The sequence below is a fragment of the Mycobacterium angelicum genome (assembly GCF_002086155.1).
Taxonomy (GTDB): Bacteria; Actinomycetota; Actinomycetes; order Mycobacteriales; family Mycobacteriaceae; genus Mycobacterium; species Mycobacterium angelicum.
This window is the reverse complement of sequence record NZ_MVHE01000077.1, coordinates 1-21,521: the sequence shown is the minus strand read 5'-3', so window position 1 is coordinate 21,521 and position 21,521 is coordinate 1. Positions and strand designations below refer to the sequence as shown.

The window sequence follows — 21,521 nt, the reverse complement described above, 5'->3', positions numbered from 1 at the left end:
CGCCTGACCCGCCCGCGCCGCCGCCCGCGCCCGTGCCACCGGTTCCGCCGGCGCCGCCGCTACCCCACAACCCCGCGTCCCCGCCGGCCCCACCGGCCTTTCCGATCGCGCCGGACCCACCGTGGCCGCCGTTGCCGTACAACAAGCCTCCCGGTCCGCCCGGCAGTCCGGAGCCAGCCGGAGCGTCGACGCCGTTACCGATCAGCGGGCGACCGATCAGCGCCGTGGTGGGCGCGTTGACCACTGCCAGCGCCTGCTGTTCCAGGAGCTGTAATGGAGACGCGCCGGCGGCCTCTGCACTGCTGTATGACTGCGCTCCCGCCGCCACGGCGGCGACAAACCGGCTTTGGGCCGCCGCCACTTGCGCGCTCAGCGACTGATAGTCCTGCGCATGCGAACTGAACAGCGCCGAGATCGCCGCCGACACCTCATCGGCGCCGGCCGCGAGCAGCCGCGTCGTCGCGTCCGCGGCCGCCGCGTTGGCGCTGCTGATCGCGGAGCCGATATTGGTCAACTCACCCGCCGCCGAGCCCACCACGTCCGGTGCTACCAGCAAATACGACATGACGTTTCCTTTCGACAGCTCTGTCGCAGATTCAACTGAAGAAATTGTCAGTCACGAGGTAAGCTTCAGTCAAGCGGTTTCGAAGAAATATTCACATACGAGCGAAAGTTCTGGTTCTGATGTTGAGCAACGAGATAGTGGGCACCTGGCGGTTGATTTCCTATGCGGCGCAAGACGATCAAGGCGGTCCAGTCCTGTACCCGCTGGGCGCGAACGCACGGGGGCTGATCATCTACACCGCCGACGGGTACATGTCTGCGCAACTTATGCGGCCTGATCGGTCCCAGATAGCCGCGAACGACTACCTCGCCTATGCCGGCCCCTATCGGGTCGACGAGGCGACGGGTGCCGTCTATCACGACGTGACGGTCTCGCTACTGCCCACCTGGATCGGTACGACGCAATTGCGTGACAGCACCCTCGACGACGACCGGCTGACCCTAATCGCTGAGGTGCCTGTCGGAGACATGACGATACGAGCGACCTTGGCGTGGGAGCGCGCGACCGCGCACCAAGCCATGGCGCATGAGCCGGGTGTTACGACAGCCACTCATGGGTCGTCTTCGTCGGCCAGCAGCTTCTCTGGGTGATGGAAGCTGTTGGTCCTGGGCTGGCCGTGGTCAAGGTGGGGCGGCGGGATCCATTCGGTGTCGCCGTGGGAATCTTTCCTTGTGGTCCAGCCCTTTTCGGCCAGCGGGTGATGTCCGCCGCAGGCGAAGGTGAGCTCGTTGACATCGGTGGTGCGGCACTGCGCATACGGGCTGCAATGGTGCACCTCGCAGTAGTACCCCTTTACCTCGCAGCCCGGCGCGGTGCAGCCACGTTCCTTGGCGTACAAGACAATTCGCTGTGCTGGTGAGGCCAGACGTTTCGTGTGATACAGCGCCAGGGGTCGCCCGTCATCGAAAACCGCCAAATAGTGGTTGGCCTGGCGGCCCAGGCGGATCACGTCACTCATGGGCAGGATGGTGCCCCCACCGGTGAGACCGCGCCCGGCCGCGGCTTCCAAATCTTTGAGCCTGGTGGTGACGATTATCGAGGCCGGTAAGCCGTTGTGCTGACCCAACTTTCCGGACATCAACAGCGCCCGCAGCCCGGCGAGCAACCCGTCGTGGAAGCGCTGGGCTTTGGAACGCAGGTCGTGGCGCGCCGCCTCCGGCGCCGCTTGCCCGTCGACCACCGGGGTTTCGTCGTCGCGGTTACACATTCCCGGTGCGGCCAGTTTGGCTTCGACGGCTTCCAGGGTGGCTCGCAGCTCAGGATCCACATAGCCGCTCAGGCGCGACATGCCGTCGTGTTCCTGCTTACCCAAACTGAGCCCGCGTTTGCGGGCACGGTCCTCGTCGGAGTAGTTGCCGTCGGGGTTAAGCCAATCCATCAGCTGTTTGGCCAGCCCGGCCAGGTCGTCGGGGCGCCGGCTGGTGGCCAGCTGGGCCAGCTGGGTTTCGGCGGCCGCGCGGGTACCCAGATCGATCGCGGCGGGCAGCTCACGCAGAAAGTCCCGGATCACCTTCACATGCCCCTCGCCGATCAGCCCGTCGCGCTGGGCTTGGGCGGTCGCGGTCAACAGCGGCCCCAGCGGCTCACCCGTCAAGGCGCGGCGCTCACCCAGATCCGTCGCCTCGGCGATCCGCCGGCCGGCCTCGGCCCGGGTGATGTGCAATCGGTCGGCCAGCGCCACCCGCAACGTGCCGCCGAGTTCTTCCTCGCAGGATTGCGCGCCGATCTGGTTGATCAACGTATGCCCAGGCACCGGCAGCCGGCGCGCCACCCGTTCCAGACGCTCCAGCGCCCGCAACCGCTCCGGTGTGGTCAACACATCGAACGTCAACCCGCACAACCGATCCAGCGCATAGTCGAGCGCGTCGACGACCTCGACGATCTCCTCACGCGTACTCGAACCCATGCCCCGAACAATACGAAGGCCTACCGACAAAACGCCTACCCTGAGACCGAAGAAACGCAAGTTACGCAAGGGATTTCAGTCGAGGCGCGTCGCGGTTACCGGCTCATCCGCGAAAGCACCTCACCGACAACCGAATCCAGCGACACTGACACCTGCTCCCCGGACACGAGATCCTTCAACCCGACCGTGCCGGACTCGAGGTCACGATCTCCGGCGACCAGCGCCAACCGCGCTCCGGACCGATCGGCCGCGCGCATCGCGCCCTTGAGCCCACGATCGCCGTAGGCCAAATCCACCCGGACGCCAGCGGCCCGCAACTGCGCGGCCAGCACCGCCAGCCGCAGCTTGGCCGCCTCGCTCAACGGGACGCCGAACACCTCACAGCGCGACACCTCCCCCACGCTCTTGCCCTCGGCGCGCAGGGCCAGCAACGTCCGGTCCACCCCGAGCCCAAAACCGATGCCGGACAAGTCTTGTCCGCCGAGCTGGTGCATCAGGCCGTCGTAACGCCCGCCACCGCCGATACCCGATTGCGCGCCCAGGCCGTCGTGCACGAACTCGAACGTCGTCTTGGTGTAGTAATCCAGCCCGCGCACCATGCGCGGGTTGATCACATACGGCACCCCGAGGGCGCCCAGATGGGCCAGCACCGTGTCGAAGTGTTGCTTGGCGCTATCGGACAGATGATCGAGCAGCACCGGCGCCTCGGTCGTCATAGCACGCACCTCGGGGCGCTTGTCGTCAAGCACCCGCAGCGGATTGATCTCCGCGCGCCGCCGGGTTTCCTCGTCCAGCGGGAGCCCAAACAAGAACTCCTGCAACAGTTCCCGGTACTGCGGCCGACAGCTGTCGTCGCCCAGCGAGGTGATCTCCAGCCGGAAACCCTCGAGTCCGAGAGACCGAAACCCATTGTCGGCCACCGCAATCACCTCGGCGTCCAGCGCCGGGTCGTCGGCGCCGATCGCCTCCACACCAACCTGCTGCAGCTGGCGATACCGCCCGGCCTGGGGGCGCTCGTACCGGAAGAACGGGCCGGCATAGGCGAGTTTGACCGGCAACGCGCCGCGGTCCAGGCCGTGTTCGATCACCGCGCGAACCACCCCGGCGGTGCCCTCCGGTCGCAGCGTGACCGAGCGGTCGCCGCGGTCGGCGAAGGTGTACATCTCCTTGGACACCACGTCGGTGGATTCACCGACGCCACGCGCGAACAGGGCGGTGTCTTCGAAGATCGGCAACTCGATGTAGCCGTAACCCGCCCGGCGGGCCGCATCGAGCAACCCGGAGCGCACCGCGACGAACTGCGCCGAGTCCGGCGGAATGTAGTCGGGTACGCCCTTGGGCCCGGAAAACGAGGAGAATTCGGTCACCGGCTCAGACCCTCGAGGAACGGGTTGAAGCGACGTTCGGCGCCGATCGTGGTGGCGTTGCCATGCCCGGGTAGTACCACGGTCTTGTCGTCGAGCACCAACAGTTTGTTGACGATCGAGCGGAACAGGTCGCGCCCGCTGCCGCCGAACAGGTCGGAGCGGCCGATGGACCGCTCGAACAACGTGTCACCGGAGAACACCACGTCGGCGTCGTTCTCAGCGGCCTGCAGGATCCGGAAGCACACCGACCCGCGGGTGTGCCCGGGCGTGTGGTCGACGTTCACCGAGATGCCGCCGAGGTCGATCTTGTCGCCGTCGCGGTCCAGTTCGACCACCTGTTTGGGCTCGCGGAAGAACGCGCCCGCGACCAGCTGTGCCATCCGCGGCCCCATGCCGTAGATCGGGTCTTTGAGCATGAACCGGTCCTCGGGATGGATGTAGGTGGGGCAGCCGAAGGTGTCGGAGACCTTCTGGGCCGACCACATGTGGTCGATGTGGCCGTGGGTGATCAGCACGGCGGCCGGGGTGAGCCGGTGCTTGTCCAAAATGCGCTGTAGCTGGCCCATCGCACGCTGGCCCGGGTCCACGATGATGGCATCGCTGGCCGGCCGCTCGGCCAGCACGTAACAATTGCAGGCCAGCAATCCGGCGGGAAATCCGGTGATCAACACGGTTCCCAGTTTCCCAGCCGCCCACCCGGCTCGGTGCACCGGGCGGCTGGGAACGGCTATGGAAAGATATCCGCCGTGCCGACCAATGCTCAGCGACGTGCTACAGCCAAGCGCAAACTCGAGCGGCAGCTGGAGCGCCGCGCCAAGCAGGCCAAGAGGCGGCGCCTCTTGTTGATCATCGGCGGCACGGTCGCGGCGGTGGCCGTGGTCGCCGCGGTCGTGATCACCGTGGTGACCAACAAGGACGACCACAAGAACAAGCCCTCGGCATCGCCGACCAGCTCGGCCGCCGCGAGCAGCCCGCAAAATCCGGGCGCAGCGCCGTTGCCGCCGTTTCAGCCGTCGGCGAATGTGGGCGCCAACTGCCAGTACCCGCCGTCGCCGGACAAGGCCGTCAAGCCGGTCAAGCCGCCGCGGACCGGCAAGGTTCCTACCGACCCGGCTCAGGTGAGCGCCAGCATGGTGACCAGCCAGGGCAAGGTCGGCCTCATGCTGGCCAACAACGAATCTCCTTGCACGGTAAACAGTTTCGCCAGCCTGGCCCAGCAAGGCTTCTTCAACGACACCAAATGCCACCGGCTGACCACCTCCCCCACCCTGTCCGTGCTGCAGTGTGGCGACCCCAAGGGTGACGGCACCGGTGGGCCGGGATACCAGTTCGCCAACGAGTACCCGACCGACCAGTACCCGCCCGACGACCCCAAGCTGCGCGAGCCCGTCGTCTATCCGCGCGGCACGCTGGCCATGGCCAATGCCGGGCCCAACACCAACAGCAGCCAGTTCTTCCTGGTCTACCGCGATTCACAGCTGCCGCCGGAATACACGGTGTTCGGCACCATTCAGGCCGACGGGCTGGCGACACTGGACAAGATCGCCCAGGCCGGAGTCGCCGGTGGCGGAGACGACGGCCCGCCGGCCGCCGAGACGATCATCAAGTCGGTGATGCTGGACTAACTCCGAGCCGCGATACGGGGAGGAACCGGGGTGGCCGAAAGCTCGTTCGGGCGATACAAACTGCTGGGCTTGCTGGGCCGCGGCGGCATGGGACAGGTCTTCCGTGCCTACGACACTGCCACCGACCGCATCGTCGCCATCAAAGTGCTTCCGCCGCATTCGGCGGACGACCACGAGTATCAGCAGCGATTCCGGCGCGAAGCGCGCACCGCGGCCGGCCTCAACGATCCGCACGTGGTGCCCATCCACGGTTACGGCGAGATCGACGGCCAACTGTATGTGGACATGCGGCTGATCGAGGGCCGGGATTTGGTCGGCTATATCGCCGAGAACGGCGGGCGGCTGCACCCGGGGCGCGCGGTCGCGGTGATCGAACAGGTCGCGGGCGCCCTGGACAGCGCCCACCGCGCCGGGCTGGTGCATCGTGACGTCAAGCCGTCGAACATATTGGTCGCAGCCGCAAGGGATTTCGTCTATCTGATCGACTTCGGGATCGCGCGGGCCACCACCGACACCAAGCTGACCAACACCGGCCACACAATGGGCACGATGGCCTACATGGCACCCGAAAGGTTCAGCGGCACAACCGATCCCCGCGCCGACGTGTACGCGCTGGCGTGCGTGCTGCACGAGTGCCTGACCGGACGCCGCCCCTTCCCCGGCGACAGTTTCGAGGAGCAGATCAGCGGGCACCTCAACAGCGCGCCGCCCCGGCCGTCGGCGCTGGCGCCCGATGTGCCGCCGGCCTTCGACGCGGTGATCGCCCGCGGGCTGGCAAAGGACCCCAGAGCCCGCTACCAGACGGTCATGGAGCTCGCCGAAGCCGCCAGGGCGGCGCTGGGCAACGCCACAACGACCGACCCGCCTCCGTTGGCCGAAGTCCAAACCCAGGCCGCAGCGCTACCCACCCCGACGCCGGCGGCGGCCCGAACCGAGCCCGTGGCCGCCGGTGGGCATAGCCGGTGGGTGTTCTTCGCCGCGTTCGCGGCCGTCGGCTTGGTGCTGATCGTGACGGCGGCCATCGTCGCCGTCATCACCACCGGCCAAGACAAGCACGCGGCCAACACCGCGACGAGTGCCCGCACCAGCACCGCCGAAACGAGGGAACCGACCGCCACCACGGCCACCGACGCCATGCCGAGCGTGCCGCCCTTGCCGGCGTTCGCGGCTCCGGCGAACCTGGGCGCCAACTGCCAGTACCCACCGACCCGCGAGTCGGCCGCCAAACCGGCCAAGCCGCCGCGAGCCGGCAAGGTGCCGACCGAGCCCGCCGACGTCGGCGTCACGATGGTCACCAACCGCGGCGACATCGCCCTGCAACTGGCCAACGGCAAGTCGCCGTGCACGGTGAACAGCTTCGTCAGCCTGGCCCAGCAAGGGTTCTTCGACGACACCCATTGCCACCGGCTGACCTCGTCCCCGGCACTGAGCGTGCTGCAGTGTGGCGACCCCAGGAGCGATGGAACGGGCGGCCCCGGTTATCAATTCGCCAACGAGTACCCCACCGATCAGTACGCGACCGGTGACCCCGCGTTGAGCGAGCCGGTCTTGTACCCGCGCGGAACCCTGGCGATGGCCAACGCCGGACCAGACACCAACGGCAGCCAGTTCTTCCTGGTGTACGACGACTCTCAGCTCCCGCCGGAGTACACCGTGTTCGGCACCATCGACGACACGGGCCTGGGAATCCTCGACAAAGTCGCCAAGGGCGGCGTCGTGGGTGGCGGCGACGACGGCACCCCCGTCATGGGCGTGACCATCACGTCGGTGCGGCTCGACTAGCCCGGCCGTGCGGGTGGGGCTTCGAGTGTGTCGTTACGGCGCGAAAATCGCCGGATTGGCGCCATAGCCACACACTGGGCTCCCTAGGCGCACACTCGAAGCCCGGAGCTACGCCGCAGAAGTCACCCGGTACACGTCGTAGACGCCCTCGACGTTGCGCACCACGTTGAGCAGGTGGCCCAGATGTTTGGGGTCGCCCATTTCGAAGGTGAACCGGCTGATGGCCACCCGGTCGCCCGATGTGGTGACCGATGCGGACAGAATGTTGACCTTCTCGTCGGCCAGGGCGCGCGTCACGTCAGAGAGCAGCCGGTGCCTATCCAGCGCCTCGACCTGGATCGCCACCAAAAACACCGACGACGGCGACGGCGCCCACAGCACCTCGATGATGCGTTCGGCCTGCTGTTGCAGTGACGCCGCGTTGGTGCAGTCGGTGCGGTGCACGCTGACGCCGCCACCGCGGGTGACGAACCCCATGATCTGGTCACCGGGCACCGGCGTGCAGCACTTGGCCAGCTTGGTCAGCACTCCCGGCGCCCCTGGGACCGAGACGCCGACGTCTTCGGTAGTGCGCGGGCGCCGCGGCATGGTCGCCGGCGTCGAGCGCTCGGCGAGTTCCTCTTCGGCCTGGTCGATGCCGCCCAGCTCAGCGAGCAGCCGCTGCACGACATGGCGGGCCGATACGTGTCCCTCACCGATCGCGGTGTAGAGCGCCGAGACGTCGGTGTAGTGCAATTCGCGGGCCACCGCCGCCATCGACTCACCATTTACCAAGCGCTGCAACGGAAGTCCACCGCGACGCACTTCGCGGGCCATGACGTCCTTGCCGGCCTCGAGGGCTTCCTCACGCCGCTCTTTGGCGAACCACTGGCGGATCTTGGTCTTGGCGCGCGGCGACACCACGAACTGCTGCCAGTCCCGCGACGGGCCGGCATTGAGCGCCTTGGACGTGAAAACCTCGACGACTTCGCCGTTGTCGAGTTTGCGTTCCAGCGCCACCAGCCGTCCGTTGACCCTGGCGCCGATGCAACGGTGGCCGACCTCGGTGTGCACCGCGTAGGCGAAGTCCACCGGCGTCGACCCGGCCGGCAGGGTGATCACGTCGCCTTTGGGGGTGAACACGAAAATCTCTTGCACCGCAAGGTCGTAACGCAGCGACTCCAGGAATTCGCCGGGGTCGGCAGCCTCCCGCTGCCAGTCGAGCAGCTGACGCATCCACGCCATGTCGTCGATCTCGGCGGCGGCGTGCGGATGCAGAACTCCGTTGCGGCCCTTGGCTTCCTTATAGCGCCAGTGTGCGGCGATACCGTATTCGGCGGTGCGGTGCATGTCGCGGGTGCGGATCTGCACCTCCAGCGGTTTGCCTTCGGAACCGATGACCGTGGTGTGCAGCGATTGGTACACACCGTATCTGGGCTGGGCGATGTAGTCCTTGAATCGCCCCGCCATGGGCTGCCACAGCGAATGCACCACGCCGACAGCGGCATAGCAGTCCCGGATCTCGTCGCACAGGATGCGGATGCCGACCAGGTCGTGAATGTCGTCGAAGTCGCGGCCCTTGACGATCATCTTCTGATAGATCGACCAGTAGTGCTTGGGCCGACCCTCCACCGTCGCCTTGATCTTCGAACTGTTAAGGGTGGCAACGATTTCGGCGCGCACCTTGGCCAGATAGGTGTCCCGCGACGGTGCCCGGCCGGCGACCAGCCGGACGATCTCCTCGTATTTCTTGGGATGCAGGATCGCGAACGACAGGTCTTCCAGCTCCCACTTGACGCTGGCCATACCCAGCCGATGGGCAAGGGGCGCAATGACTTCCAGCGTCTCGCGGGCCTTGCGCGCCTGCTTCTCCGGCGGCAGGAACCGCATGGTGCGCATGTTGTGCAGCCGATCGGCCACCTTGATCACCAGTACGCGTGGGTCGCGGGCCATCGCGGTGATCATCTTGCGGATGGTCTCGCCCTCGGCGGCGCTGCCCAGCACGACACGGTCCAGCTTGGTCACGCCGTCGACGAGGTGGCCCACCTCTTCGCCGAATTCCTCGGATAACGCCTCGAGCGTGTAGCCGGTGTCCTCGACGGTGTCGTGCAGCAGGGCAGCCACCAAAGTGGTGGTGTCCATGCCCAGTTCGGCCAGAATGTTGGCAACCGCCAGCGGGTGGGTGATGTAGGGATCACCGGAGTGCCGGAACTGGGTGGCGTGCCGCTGATCGGCAACCTCGTAGGCCCGCTGCAGCAGCGAAAGGTCTGCTTTTGGATAGATTTCCCGGTGCACGGCCACCAGCGGCTCGAGCACCGGGTTGATGGCACCGCTGCGCGCGGTCATCCGGCGGGCCAGCCGGGCCCGGACCCGACGCGAGGCGCTGCTGGTGGTCTTGAGGGTCTCTACCGGCGGCTCGGGTGCCGCCTCGACCAGCGGCTCGGCGGGTCCGGCCGCAGGAGCGGGAGCGGGCGCGGGAGCGGCTTCGGCCGCAGGAGCGGGCACGGCTTCGGCAGGTGGTGGCGCGACAGCTTGCGTTGTGCCCTGATCATCCGCCACGGTCGTCACCTCCGGTCTTGAGGATATCTCCTGAGGCTGGCGGTAAGCCCGGATCGAATGTGCACTGGCGGCGTTGAGCGTGTATCCAGGGCGGCCGAGCGGCGGCGAGGCCGCCGCACGAGCACACTCGAAACCGTCAGCTCACACTTGACTCAAGCTGTGCACCGGCAGTGGCGCAATCGCCTCGCGGCCGCCCAGCGCGGTGAATTCCATGACCACCGCCGCCCCGGTCACGCTGACGCCGGCACGTTTGAGCAGCCGGCTCGCCGCGCCCAGCGTGCCGCCGGTGGCCAGCACGTCGTCGACGATCAGGGCGGTGCGGCCACGCAACTCGGCGATGCCGGCCGGAATCTCCATGGTGGCCGAGCCGTACTCCATGTCGTAGTCCTCGCTGAGCACCGGCGGGGGCAGCTTGCCGCTCTTGCGAATGGCCAGCATCCCGACGCCGAGCCGCGCGGCGATGGCCGCCCCGACCAGCAAACCCCGCGAGTCGATGCCGGCGACCAGATCAGCGCCGCCCGCCACGTCGACCAGCGCGTCGATCACGGTGTTCATCGCCGCAGGGTCGGCGAATAACGGGGTGAGGTCCTTGAACTGGATGCCGGGCTTGGGGAAGTCGACGACATCGCGGGTCAACGACATGATCATGTCGCCCACCGGGGCGTCCCCCCGCACAGATGTCACTGCGTCCTCACTGCATCAAGGCCCATCGGTCCATGTTCCAACCCGCTCCCCAACGAGTCGGGTTCCTGCTCACCGCGTACATCTTCTTCGACATCAGCAACGTTCGTTGCTGCCGGTAGAGCGGCAACGTCGGCATTTCACCCCACAGTACCGGTGCGCCTTCGGCTAGCAACCGGACACGCTCGGCGGGATCGGCGGAAACCGCCAGGGCGCTGATAATTCCGTCGACCTGCGGGTTCGAGTAGCCCGACAAGTTGTTTCCGTTGCCGCTGTGCAGGTCATATGCGTCCATGGCCGACGATCCGGTGGATCCGCTGCCGGTGGCTCCGCCCGTGCTGGCCAGCAGCACATCGATCTTGCCGTCCCTGATCGCCTGGGGCCCCGAGGTGTCCAATGTCACACCCGTAACCGTGATTCCCGCGGGGGCACACGACTTAGCGATAGCCCCGATGGTCGCCGCCAGCCGAGCGTTGGGACCCCGATACCCGACCCGCACGGTCAGCGGCGCACCCCCGAGCGCATCGCGGGCGGCCACGGGATCGCCCCGGTTGAACTGACCGGATTCGGTGGCACCGTCGGCCGCGGCGACGGCGTCCTCGGTGGCCGGGCTCAGCCGGGAATTGGCGATCGGCACGCCCGCGTCCTTGGCGATCGCGTCCCGCGGCGTGCAGAGCGCCACCGCGCGCCGGTTGCGGACGTCGGCCAACGGTCCGCGCGGTGCGAAGATCAGCTGCTCGATCCCCGCCGCGGCCGAATCATTGCGCTGATAGTTGTCCGGGGTGGCCAGCGCCCCCGACGAACCGGCCGCGACGTCCACCACGTCGACCTTGCGGTTGTTGACCCGATCCTGGATATCGGGACCCTGCGGCCACACCGTGACCCGCTTGGTGATCGCCCGCGCGCCCCACCACCGGTCATTGGCGACGAGTACCACCGCACCGCCGTTGAGGACCGAGTCGATGCGGTACGGACCGGACGACGGGAAGCGTTTCAGAAGTTCGTCCGGCTTCAGTCCCGGTTTGAGGTCCCACGTCGTATTCCACAGTCGCGCAATCTGTTCCACCACCGGCCCCTTGTTGCCCAGCAGCGCGGCCGTGATGTCGAGGCCCATGGTGTCGGCGATGACGTGCGACGGCATCAGCGACGTCGCGGTGAACAGCTGGGTGTAGTCGACAACGCTGCGGTCGGGGATGAAGGACACACGGGCCTTCTTCTGCCCCGGAGTGCACTCGATGTTGGCGATGTCGATATAGCCGGCCTGGGTGGCAGCGTCGAAGCCGGGAAACCGCCCGGATTGGGCCGCCCAGGCCAGCACCAGGTCGTCGCACGTCACCGGTTTGCCGTCGGAATAGACGGCGTTGTCGGCGATTTGATAGTCGAGCACCAGCGGCGACCCGCCCACTACCGAGATGGTGCCGAAGTCGTGGTCGGCGACCACCTGCCCGTCGGGCCCGTGATAGCCGAATCCGGTGAGCGTGCGGGCGAATGCCTGAGCTCCGGCGGATGCGGCCCCGATGACGGTGTTGGCGTTGTAGGTGGACAGCGCGCCATCGACCACGTAGTCGATCTGTGTCGCGGCGCTACCGGAGCACGCGGTCAGCATGGAGGCCGCCAGCGACCCCGCCATGCCTATGACCACGAGGGCTCTGCGCGAGCGACACCAGGTGGCCACCGCGACTACCGCTTGCCGACGTTTCGTTTGCCGGTTGGGCGGCGAGTGCCGGTGGGGCGCACCGGCCGCGCTCCCGGCGCCGGCTTGTTCGTCGTCGCCGGCTCGGCCGTCTCCTTCGCGGAGGCCTCGGTGGGAACCCGGGGCGCCTCGGTGGCTTCCTCCGGCTCCGCCTTGCCGGCGTCCTCCTTGGCCGCCGAGCCGGCCGACGAACCCGCGGCGCGCCGCTTGAGCACCCGGCGGGTGTGGGTGCGCACCAATTCGGTGCGCTCGCGCATGGTCACCAACAGCGGAGTGGCGAAGAAGATCGATGAGTAGGTGCCGACGATGATGCCGATCAGCTGCACCAGCGCCAGGTCCTTCAGCGTGCCCACGCCCAGCAGCCACACCGCGACCACCATCAACGCCAGTACCGGCAGAACCGAAATCAGGCTGGTGTTGATCGAGCGCATGAACGTCTGGTTGACCGCCAGATTGGCTTCCTCGGCGAAGGTGCGCCGGGTCGTGTGCTGGAAGCCGTTGGTGTTCTCCTCGACCTTGTCGAACACGATGACGGTGTCATAGATCGAGAAGCCCAGAATGGTCAGTAGACCGATGACGGTGGCCGGCGTTACTTCGAAGCCCACCAGTGAATACACCCCGGCGGTAACCGTGATGTCGAAGACCATGGCCGCCAGGGCGGAAATGGTCATGTACCGCTCGTAGCGCATGGTGATGTAGACGGCGACCAGCGCCAGGAACACCACTAGCGCGATCACGGCCTTTTTGGTGATCTGACCGCCCCAGGTCTCCGATACCGCCGCGTCGCTGATCGCCGACTTGCTGGGCTTGCCGTTGTCGCCCTTGGGCTGGAACGTGTCGAACAGGGCGTTGCGCAGTTTCTCCGTCTGCTCGTTGGACAACGTTTCCGAGCGGATCTGCACCGTCGCCGAGGAGCCCTTTCCTACTGCGACAACCGATTCCGGACTCTTGCCCAGAGTCTTGGAGAACACCTCTTCGACCTGGTGGACTTCTACCCTGCTGGCCCCGCCCTGGGCCGGCATCGACACCGTGGTGCCGCCCTTGAAGTCGATCCCGAAGGTGAAGCCGCGAATGATGATGGAAAGAATCGCGATTGCCATGATCGCGCCACTGATGCCGAACCACAGCTTGCGCCGGCCCACCACTTCGAATGCGCCCGTGCCGGTGTAGAGCCGCGACAGGAAGCTGTGCTGCGGCTGTCTGGTCGCAGCGCCGGCGCGGGTGTCGGTGTTGCTGTCGGTCAGCTCCGTGTCGGATTCGGTCAGTTCGACCGTTTCGGTGTCTTTGCCGGTTTTGGATTTAGCCGCCATTGCGTTATCCCCGTCCCGTCTTGCCAGCCCGACTCACGGCGCGGCGTTCACGTGCGACCTGCTGCACTGCCCCAAGGCCGTTGTAGGCCGGTTTGGCCAGTCTCGACGACTTGGAGGCCTGGTACACCAGCGGCCAGGTCACCAGGAACACCACGACCAGGTCGAGGATGGTGGTCAGGCCCAGGGTGAAGGCGAATCCCTTCACCTGACCGATCGCCAGGAAGTACAGCACCGCGGCCGCCAGGAAGGTGACCGCATTGCCCGACACGATCGTCTTGCGGGCTCGCACCCAACCCCGCGGCACCGCCGAACGGAATGTACGGCCTTCACGGATCTCGTCTTTGATGCGTTCGAAGAACACCACGAACGAGTCCGCGGTGGTACCGATACCGATGATCAGACCCGCGATGCCGGCCAGGTCCAGGGTGTAATTGATGTATCGGCCCAGCAATACCAGGATCGCGAAAACCATTGCGCCAGAAGCGACTAGCGACAACGCCGTGAGCAGCCCCAGCACCCGGTAGTACAGCAGCGAATACACCAGCACCAGAGCCAGGCCTATCGCACCGGCCATTAGGCCGGCCCGCAGCGACGTCAAACCCAGTGTGGCCGAAACGGTTTGGGCTTCCGACGCCTCGAAGGACAACGGCAGCGACCCATACTTCAGGACGTTGGCCAGCTGGCGTGCGCTTGCCGCGCTGAACGGCGGGTCGCCGCCGCTGATCTGGGTCCGTCCGCCGGGAATGGCTTCGTTGATCACCGGTGCGCTGACGACCTGCGAGTCCAGGGTGAACGCCGTCTGGGTGCCGACGTGTGCCGCGGTGTAGTCCGCCCAGACGTTGGCCGCCGCGCTCTTGAACTGCAGGTCGACGATGTAACCGAGGTTGCGCTGGTCCATGCCCGAGGTGGCATTTGCAATCTGGTCACCACTGATGATGGACGGTGCCAGCAGGTAGGCGGTCTTGTGGTCGGTCGAGCAGGTCACCAGCGGCAGCTTCGGGTCGTCGTTGCCGGCCAGGATGTCCTCTTTGTCGCAGCGGGTGGCCTCAAACTGCAGAGCCACCATCTGGATGTACTGGCTGGTGCTTTGCCGCCACTTCTTCTCCTGCGCGATGCGCTCGGCGAGATCTTTGCGCGGGTCGGCCGGCGCGGGCTGCTCGGTGGGCGGCGCATCCGTCGGCGGCGGGGCACCGGTGCTGGGCGCCGGAGCAGGGGCCGGAGCCGGAGCCGGAGCAGGGCTGGGTGACGGCGCCGGGTCCTGCGGGTAGGGCCGCGGCTGCGCACTGGGCCTGCCGGGCGCCGGTTGGGCAGGCGCCGGTTGCGCAGGCGCCGGCTGGGCGGGTGCGGGCTGGGCGGGCGCCGGTTGGCCGGGTGGCGGCGCGGGTTCACCGCCCGGGGCGCCGGACGGCGGCGCGCCGCCGGGCGGCGCTCCGGCCGGCGGCTTGGCTTCGGGCGGCGGTGCGGCCTGGGCCGGCAGCGAGTTGATCACCGGCCGGATGTAGAGGCGCGCCGTCTGCCCCAGGTTGCGGGCCTCGTTACCGTCGTTTCCGGGAACGGTGATGACCAGGTGATCACCGTCCACGACCACCTCGGAGCCGGAGACTCCCAGGCCGTTGACCCGAGAGCTGATGATCTGCTGGGCCTGGGCCAGCGCTTCGCGACTGGGGCGCGAGCCGTCCGGGGTACGCGCGGTCAGCGTCACGCGGGTGCCGCCCTGCAGGTCGATACCCAGCTTGGGCGCGGCCTTCTTGTCGCCGGTGAGAAACACCAGCAGGTACACCCCGATGAGCATGAGCAGGAACACCGACAGGTGGCGGGCAGGATGCACCGGCGCCGAAGACGATGCCACGTTCCTTATATCTCCTTGAAATCGATTCGTGCCCCCCGCAGGGCCCCTGAGTTGCGAAAGCCTCCAAAAGATTACGTGTCGCGTTCGGACTCTTTCGCGACGCGGCTCTCCTGGCCGATGCCTTCGACCTCTTCGTCGCCGGCATCGGTTTCGTCGTCGACATCGGTTTCGTCGTCGACATCCTCGTCGAGATCCTCGTCCAGATCATCGTCAGGCAGGATCCGGTCGCGCACCGCAAGCTTCATCCAGGTCGTGACCACACCGTCGGCGATTTCGAGCTCGACGGTGTCCTCGTGCAGGGCGACCACGGTGGCTTCCATACCCGAGGTGGTGTGCACCCGGTCACCGGGCCGCAGTGACTCGTGCAGATCGATCGTCGCCTGCATCGCGCGCCGCTGGCGGCGAGACGCGAAATACATGAAGCCGCCCATGATGAGCAAGAACGGCAGGAACAAGACGAAACTCTCCATCAACACGCCTGTCTTTCGGATCGGTATGGCTCGGTCCAGTCTGCCATTCGCGCAGGTCGCAAACCGACCGGCTCCGCGCTGCGTGCCCGTCGCCGCCAACGGCTAGGCTTTTATCCGCGACGTGACCGCCGCGGCGCGGAAGGAGGATCCGTGGCCAGCCTCGAGCAGAGTCGCCACCTGGCCACCGAAATTCCGGGCCCCGCATCGCTGGAATTGAACAAGCGCCGGACCGCCGCGGTGTCACATGCGGTAGCCGTCAGCATGCCGGTGTTCGTGGTGCGTGCCGGCGGCGGCATCGTCGAAGACGCCGACGGCAACCGGCTCATCGACCTGGGATCCGGCATCGCGGTCACCACGATCGGCAACTCGTCGCCCCGCGTGGTGGAGGCTGTGCGCGCCCAGGTGGACGAATTCACCCACACCTGCTTCATGGTCAATCCCTACGAGCAGTACGTGGCCGTCGCCGAACATCTCAACCGGATCACCCCGGGCTCGGGCGAGAAGCGTTCGGTGCTGTTCAACTCCGGCGCCGAAGCCGTCGAAAACGCCGTCAAGATCGCCCGGTCCCACACCCGCAAGCCCGCCATCGTCGCGTTCGACCACGCCTATCACGGCCGCACCAATATGGCCATGGCGCTGACCGCCAAGTCCATGCCCTACAAGAGCGGCTTCGGCCCCTTCGCGCCCGAGATATACCGGGCGCCGCTGTCCTACCCGTACCGCGACGGGTTGCTCGACAAGGAACTGGCCACCGACGGCGAGAAGGCCGCGGCGCGGGCGATCAGCCTGATGGACAAACAAATCGGCGCCAAGAACCTGGCCGGGCTCATCATCGAACCGATCCAGGGCGAGGGTGGGTTCATCGTTCCGGCCGAGGGTTTCCTGCCTGCACTGCTGGAGTGGTGCAACCGCAACGACGTGGTGTTCATCGCCGACGAGGTGCAAACCGGGTTCGCGCGCACCGGAAAGATGTTCGCCTGCGATCACGAAGGTATTGAGCCGGACCTGATCTGCACGGCCAAGGGCATCGCGGACGGTCTGCCGCTTTCGGCGGTGACCGGGCGCGCCGAGATCATGGACGCACCGCACGCCGGTGGCCTGGGCGGAACGTTCGGCGGCAACCCCGTTGCCTGTGCGGCCGCGCTGGCCACCTTCGAAACCATCGAAGCCGACGGGTTGGTCGAGCGGGCGCGGCACCTGGAACGACTGATCACCGAACCGTTGCTGCGGCTACAGGCCACCGACGACCGGATCGGCGACGTGCGGGGCCGCGGCGCGATGATCGCGATCGAGCTGGTGAAATCCGGGACCGCCGACCCCGACCCCAAACTGACCGACAAGCTGGCCACCGCGGCGCACGCGGCCGGTGTCATCGTCTTGACCTGTGGCATGTTCGGCAACATCATCCGGCTGCTGCCGCCGCTGACGATCAGCGACGAGCTACTGACCGAGGGGGTTGATGTGCTGGTCGGGCTGCTCGCCGACCTCTGACCAGCCCCCGTTGGGCAGCTGCCAGTAACGCATCTCACAGCTGCTTCCCTTTCCCAAATATTATTACTTTCGCTAACGTTCTATTCGTCAGCGCAGCGTTGCGCGTTCACTCTTACTTAGGTCATTTGCGAGGGATCTGCCATGTCGAACACCACCCGTGAGGAGCGGCTTGCACGCCGCATCGAGGAGCTTTACCGCAACGACGAGCAGTTCGCCGCCGCCAAGCCGGACGAGGCGATCGCCAAGGCTATCGACCAGCCCGGTTTGGCGCTCCCCCAGATCATCCGCACGCTCATGGAGGGCTACGCCGACCGGCCGGCACTGGGCCAGCGTGCCGTCCGCTTCGTGCCCGACGCCACCGGCGCCACGGCGCTGCAGCTGTTGCCGGAGTACGAGACGGTCACCTATCGCGAGCTGTGGAACCGCATCAGCGCCGTCGCCAGCGCGCTGACTCCTGACGTGCAGGCCGGTGACCGGGTCTGCATCGTGGGCTTCAGCAGCGTCGACTACACCACCATCGACATGGCGTTGCTCCAGCTCGCCGCGGTGTCCGTGCCGTTGCAGACCAGCGCCGCGTCCGCCCAGCTGCAGCCGATCGTGACCGAGACCGAGCCGGCGATGATCGCGGCGAGCATCGACAACCTCACCGAGGCCGTCGACCTGATCCTGACCGGTCACGTTCCGGCCCGGCTGGTGGTGTTCGACTACCACCCCGAGGTTGACGTGCAGCGCGAAGCGCTCGATGCCGCCCGTGCGCGGTTGGCCGACACGGACGTGATCGTCGAGACGCTGGCCGAGGTGATCGAACGCGGCGCCGCCCTGCCGGCCGCCGTCTCCCCCGACCGGTCTGATGAGCGGCTGGCGCTGCTGATCTACACCTCCGGCAGCACCGGGGCGCCCAAGGGCGCCATGTACCCCGAGAACCGGGTCGCCAACTTCTGGCGCAGGTCGAGCGCCTGGTTCGAACCCAGCGTGCAGCCGTCGATCACGTTGAACTTCATGCCGATGAGCCACGTCATGGGCCGTCAGGTGCTCTACGGGACGCTGTCCAACGGCGGCACCGCCTACTTCGTGGCCCGCAGCGATCTGTCCACCTTGTTCGAGGACCTCGCCTTGGTGCGGCCGACCGAATTGAACTTCGTGCCACGTGTCTGGGACATGGTGTTCCAGGAGTTCCAGAGCGAGGTCGACCGTCGCACGCTGGACGGCAGCGATCGCGGCGAGGTCGAACGGCAGGTCATGGTCGAGGTGCGCGACGACGTGCTGGGCGGACGGTTCGTCACCGCACTGACCGGTTCCGCGCCGATTTCGGCGGAGATGAAGGTCTGGGTCGAGGACCTGCTCGACATCCATCTAGTCGAGGGCTACGGCTCCACCGAGGCGGGCATGGTCTTGATCGACGACCACATTCGGCGTCCCTCGGTGATCGACTACAAACTGGTCGACGTTCCCGACCTGGGGTACTTCCTGACCGATCAGCCCCATCCGCGGGGCGAGCTGCTGGTCAAGACGCAAAGCCTGTTCCCGGGCTACTACAAACGCCCGGAGGTCACCGCCGACGTCTTCGACGCCGACGGCTTCTACCGGACCGGCGACGTCATGGCCGAGGTCGGCCCGGAGAAGTTCATCTACCTGGACCGGCGCAACAACGTGCTGAAGCTGTCGCAGGGTGAGTTCGTCACCGTCTCCAAGCTGGAGGCCGTCTTCGGCGACAGCCCGCTGGTGCGGCAGATCTTCGTCTACGGCAACAGCGCCCGCGCCTACCTGCTGGCGGTGATCGTCCCGACCGAAGACGCGCTGGCGCGGTTCGGGGACGGACTCAAGGCGGCGCTCAGCGAATCGTTGCACGAGGTCGCCAAGGCGGCCGGCCTGCAGTCCTACGAGATCCCGCGCGACTTCATCGTCGAGACCACGCCGTGGACCCTGGAGAACGGTCTGCTCACCGGCATCCGCAAACTCGCCCGGCCGCAGGCCAAGAAGTATTACGGCGAGCGGCTGGAGCAGCTCTACGTCGATCTGGCCAACAGCCAGACCGACGAGCTGCGCTCGCTGCGGCAAAGCGGTTCCGACGCGCCGGTGCTGGCGACGCTGTGCCGCGCGGCGGGCGCCCTGCTCGGCACTGCCGCGGCCGACCTGCAGCCCGATGCCCACTTCACCGACCTGGGTGGCGACTCGCTGTCTGCGTTGTCGTTCGCCAACCTGTTGCACGAGATCTTCGGTATCGACGTGCCGGTCGGGGTGATCGTCAGCCCGGCAAACGATCTGCAGGCGCTGGCCGGCTACATCGAGGCTGAGCGCAAGCCCGGCGCCAAGCGGCCCACCTTTGCGTCGGTGCATGGCCGGGACGCGACCGAGGTGCACGCCGGCGACCTCACCCTGGACAAGTTCATCGACGCGGCGACGCTGGCCGCTGCGCCGAGCCTGCCCGGTCCGGCCGAGCAGGTGCGGACGGTACTGCTGACCGGTGCCACCGGGTTCCTGGGCCGCTACCTTGCCCTCGAATGGCTGGAGCGGATGGACCTGGTCGACGGCAAGGTGATCTGCCTGGTGCGGGCCAAGTCCGACGACGAGGCGCGGGCCCGGCTGGACCGCATCTTCGACAGCGGCGACCCCGAACTGCTGCGCCACTACCAGGGGCTGGCCGACCACATCGAGGTGCTTGCCGGCGACAAGGGTGAGGCCGACCTCGGTCTGGACCGGGCGACCTGGCAGCGGCTGGCCGACACCGTCGACGTGATCGTCGACCCGGCGGCGCTGGTCAACCACGTGCTGCCGTACAGCCAGCTGTTCGGACCGAACGCACTGGGCACCGCCGAGCTGATCCGGCTGGCACTGACCAGCAAGCAGAAGCCGTTCACCTACACCTCGACGATCGCCGTCGGCGGCGGGATCGAGCCCGGCGCGTTCACCGAGGACGCGGACATCCGGATGATCAGCGCGACACGCAAGATCGACGACGGTTACGCCAACGGCTATGCGAACAGCAAGTGGGCCGGTGAGGTGTTGCTGCGCGAGGCCCACGATCTGTGTGGCTTGCCGGTGACGGTCTTCCGCTGCGACATGATCCTGGCCGACACGACGTGGGCGGGACAGCTCAACGTGCCCGACATGTTCACCCGGATGATGCTGAGCCTGGTGGCCACCGGCATCGCACCCGGTTCGTTCTACGAACTGGACGCCGACGGCAAGCGGCAGCGGGCGCACTACGACGGCCTGCCTGTCGAGTTCATCGCCGAGGCCGTTGCTACGTTGGGCGCCAAGGGTGGCGATGGGTCCACGGGGTTCCAGACCTTCCACGTGATGAACCCCTATGACGACGGCATCGGGTTGGACGAGTTCGTCGACTGGCTGATCTCCCCCACCGAGGGAGCCGGCAACCCGATACAGCGGATCGCCGACTACGGCGAATGGCTGCAGCGATTCGAAACCACGCTGCGGGCGCTGCCCGAACACCAGCGCCACGCCTCACTGCTGCCGCTGCTGCACAACTACCAGAAGCCGGAGAAGCCGGTGTGTGGGTCGATCGCACCCACAGATCGATTCCGCGTCGCGGTCCAGGACGCGAAAGTGGGCCCGGACAAAGACATTCCGCATGTTTCGCCGCGCATCATCGCCAAGTACGTCAGCGACTTGCGCTTGCTCGGCTTGCTGTAAGGCCCCTGCGCCTAAGCCCTTTAACAACGGCGAAACCGGTTGGTATTCAACTGGTTTCGCCGTCGTCGCGGTGTTCGTTGACCGCCACCATACGGTTGCATCGTTGCCGTTGCGCAAATAATTTCCCAATTTGGCTCCAACATTGTTCACAACGCGCGTAGCGTTTGCGACGCAGTCTCGAAAGGCCAAGATCGCCAGGAGATTAAGGGGGCCACATGTCGTCATTTGTGATCGCGGCACCGGAGGTATTGGCCGCCGCGACGGGCGATTTGAGCGGGATCGGCGAGGCGCTGCGAGCGGCAGCCGCGACGGCCGCGGCCCCGACGACGGGCATTGCCCCGCTGGCCGGCGATGAGGTGTCGGCGGCGATCACGAAGTTGTTCGGTTCCTACGCGCAGGACTTCCAGGCGCTCAGCGCGCGAACGGCGCTGTTTCACGCGGAGTTCGTGCAAGCTCTGCAGGCGGGGGCCGGGGCTTATGCGGCGGCTGAGGCCGCGAACGTCTCGCCGCTGCAGACCATCGAGAACGACATTCTGGCGGTGATCGTCGACAACGTGCTCGGCATGATGAACGCTGCGCCGACGCCCATG

16 protein-coding genes are annotated in these 21,521 nt (G+C 66.8%); 6 read left to right on the top strand and 10 right to left on the bottom strand.

All coding sequences use genetic code 11. From position 1 onward, the window contains the following. The coding region (locus tag BST12_RS25530; protein ID WP_139801927.1) for a PE family protein at nt 1–565 on the bottom strand (565 nt) is incomplete at its 3' end. Nucleotides 566–684: 119 nt separating this feature from the next. Between BST12_RS25530 and BST12_RS25525 the strand changes: the two genes are divergently transcribed. Further along, the gene (locus BST12_RS25525) at nt 685–1,155 is read left to right on the top strand and encodes a lipocalin-like domain-containing protein (protein ID WP_083116016.1); all 471 of its coding nucleotides are present in this window, start codon (nt 685–687) and stop codon (nt 1,153–1,155) included. Here BST12_RS25525 and BST12_RS25520 read toward each other — a convergent pair. The 3 genes from BST12_RS25520 to BST12_RS25510 all read right to left on the bottom strand — a co-directional run bounded on the left by BST12_RS25520 (nt 1,116) and on the right by BST12_RS25510 (nt 4,509). Continuing rightward, nucleotides 1,116–2,471 carry an HNH endonuclease signature motif containing protein gene (locus BST12_RS25520; protein ID WP_083116015.1) on the bottom strand — a complete coding sequence of 452 codons (1,356 nt, stop codon included), beginning with the start codon at nt 2,469–2,471 and terminating at the stop codon, nt 1,116–1,118. The two genes, BST12_RS25525 and BST12_RS25520, sit on opposite strands and share 40 nt — an antisense overlap. A 95-nt stretch (nt 2,472–2,566) precedes the next feature. Further along, complete coding sequence (hisS, locus tag BST12_RS25515) at nt 2,567–3,838, bottom strand: histidine--tRNA ligase (RefSeq protein WP_083116014.1); 1,272 nt, start codon at nt 3,836–3,838, stop codon at nt 2,567–2,569. Continuing rightward, the gene (locus BST12_RS25510; RefSeq protein WP_083116022.1) at nt 3,835–4,509 is read right to left on the bottom strand and encodes an MBL fold metallo-hydrolase; all 675 of its coding nucleotides are present in this window, start codon (nt 4,507–4,509) and stop codon (nt 3,835–3,837) included. Before BST12_RS25510 ends, hisS begins: the two co-directional genes overlap by 4 nt. 75 nt (nt 4,510–4,584) lie before the next feature. Here BST12_RS25510 and BST12_RS25505 point away from each other — a divergent pair, with 75 nt between their 5' ends. Both BST12_RS25505 and BST12_RS25500 read left to right on the top strand, forming a co-directional pair. Next, nucleotides 4,585–5,463, top strand: coding sequence for a peptidylprolyl isomerase (locus tag BST12_RS25505; protein WP_083116021.1), 879 nt, complete (start codon nt 4,585–4,587; stop codon nt 5,461–5,463). Between the two features lie 30 nt (nt 5,464–5,493). Then, nucleotides 5,494–7,245 (top strand): protein kinase domain-containing protein, encoded by a 1,752-nt coding sequence (locus BST12_RS25500; RefSeq protein WP_264061741.1) that lies wholly within the window; start codon nt 5,494–5,496, stop codon nt 7,243–7,245. Nucleotides 7,246–7,353: 108 nt separating this feature from the next. Here BST12_RS25500 and BST12_RS25495 read toward each other — a convergent pair whose 3' ends face one another. The 6 genes from BST12_RS25495 to yajC form a co-directional block, all read right to left on the bottom strand. Continuing rightward, complete coding sequence (locus BST12_RS25495; RefSeq protein ID WP_245850582.1) at nt 7,354–9,660, bottom strand: RelA/SpoT family protein; 2,307 nt, start codon at nt 9,658–9,660, stop codon at nt 7,354–7,356. Nucleotides 9,661–9,924: 264 nt separating this feature from the next. Further along, nucleotides 9,925–10,431: an adenine phosphoribosyltransferase gene (locus BST12_RS25490; RefSeq protein WP_083116018.1), complete on the bottom strand. Its 507-nt coding sequence runs from the start codon at nt 10,429–10,431 to the stop codon at nt 9,925–9,927. Between the two features lie 43 nt (nt 10,432–10,474). Then, a complete protein-coding gene (locus tag BST12_RS25485) occupies nt 10,475–12,094 on the bottom strand; it encodes an ABC transporter substrate-binding protein (RefSeq protein WP_083116013.1) in 1,620 nt (539 codons plus the stop codon). 50 nt (nt 12,095–12,144) lie between these two features. Then, nucleotides 12,145–13,467 carry a protein translocase subunit SecF gene (secF, locus tag BST12_RS25480; protein WP_083116012.1) on the bottom strand — a complete coding sequence of 441 codons (1,323 nt, stop codon included), beginning with the start codon at nt 13,465–13,467 and terminating at the stop codon, nt 12,145–12,147. A 4-nt stretch (nt 13,468–13,471) separates the two neighbouring features. Then, nucleotides 13,472–15,316: a protein translocase subunit SecD gene (gene secD / locus BST12_RS25475; RefSeq protein WP_083116011.1), complete on the bottom strand. Its 1,845-nt coding sequence runs from the start codon at nt 15,314–15,316 to the stop codon at nt 13,472–13,474. A gap of 71 nt (nt 15,317–15,387) precedes the next feature. Then, the gene (gene yajC / locus BST12_RS25470) at nt 15,388–15,786 is read right to left on the bottom strand and encodes a preprotein translocase subunit YajC (RefSeq protein WP_083116017.1); all 399 of its coding nucleotides are present in this window, start codon (nt 15,784–15,786) and stop codon (nt 15,388–15,390) included. Nucleotides 15,787–15,936: 150 nt separating this feature from the next. Between yajC and gabT the strand changes: the two genes are divergently transcribed. The 3 genes from gabT to BST12_RS25455 all read left to right on the top strand — a co-directional run. Further along, nucleotides 15,937–17,277 carry a 4-aminobutyrate--2-oxoglutarate transaminase gene (gabT, locus tag BST12_RS25465; RefSeq protein WP_083116010.1) on the top strand — a complete coding sequence of 447 codons (1,341 nt, stop codon included), beginning with the start codon at nt 15,937–15,939 and terminating at the stop codon, nt 17,275–17,277. A 141-nt stretch (nt 17,278–17,418) separates the two neighbouring features. Next, nucleotides 17,419–20,931: a carboxylic acid reductase gene (gene car / locus BST12_RS25460; RefSeq protein WP_083116009.1), complete on the top strand. Its 3,513-nt coding sequence runs from the start codon at nt 17,419–17,421 to the stop codon at nt 20,929–20,931. Nucleotides 20,932–21,146: 215 nt separating this feature from the next. Then, nucleotides 21,147–21,521 (top strand): PE family protein (locus BST12_RS25455; protein WP_139801926.1); only part of this gene is annotated, 375 nt, incomplete at its 3' end.

Coding starts and splice junctions, on each gene's coding strand:
- BST12_RS25525 (WP_083116016.1), top strand. CDS start 685: ATGTTGAGCAACGAGATAGTGGGCACCTGGCGGTTGATTTCCTATGCG.
- BST12_RS25520 (WP_083116015.1), bottom strand. CDS start 2,471: ATGGGTTCGAGTACGCGTGAGGAGATCGTCGAGGTCGTCGACGCGCTC.
- BST12_RS25490 (WP_083116018.1), bottom strand. CDS start 10,431: ATGATCATGTCGTTGACCCGCGATGTCGTCGACTTCCCCAAGCCCGGC.
- BST12_RS25485 (WP_083116013.1), bottom strand. CDS start 12,094: ATGGCGGGGTCGCTGGCGGCCTCCATGCTGACCGCGTGCTCCGGTAGC.
- secF (WP_083116012.1), bottom strand. CDS start 13,467: ATGGCGGCTAAATCCAAAACCGGCAAAGACACCGAAACGGTCGAACTG.
- yajC (WP_083116017.1), bottom strand. CDS start 15,786: ATGGAGAGTTTCGTCTTGTTCCTGCCGTTCTTGCTCATCATGGGCGGC.
- car (WP_083116009.1), top strand. CDS start 17,419: ATGTCGAACACCACCCGTGAGGAGCGGCTTGCACGCCGCATCGAGGAG.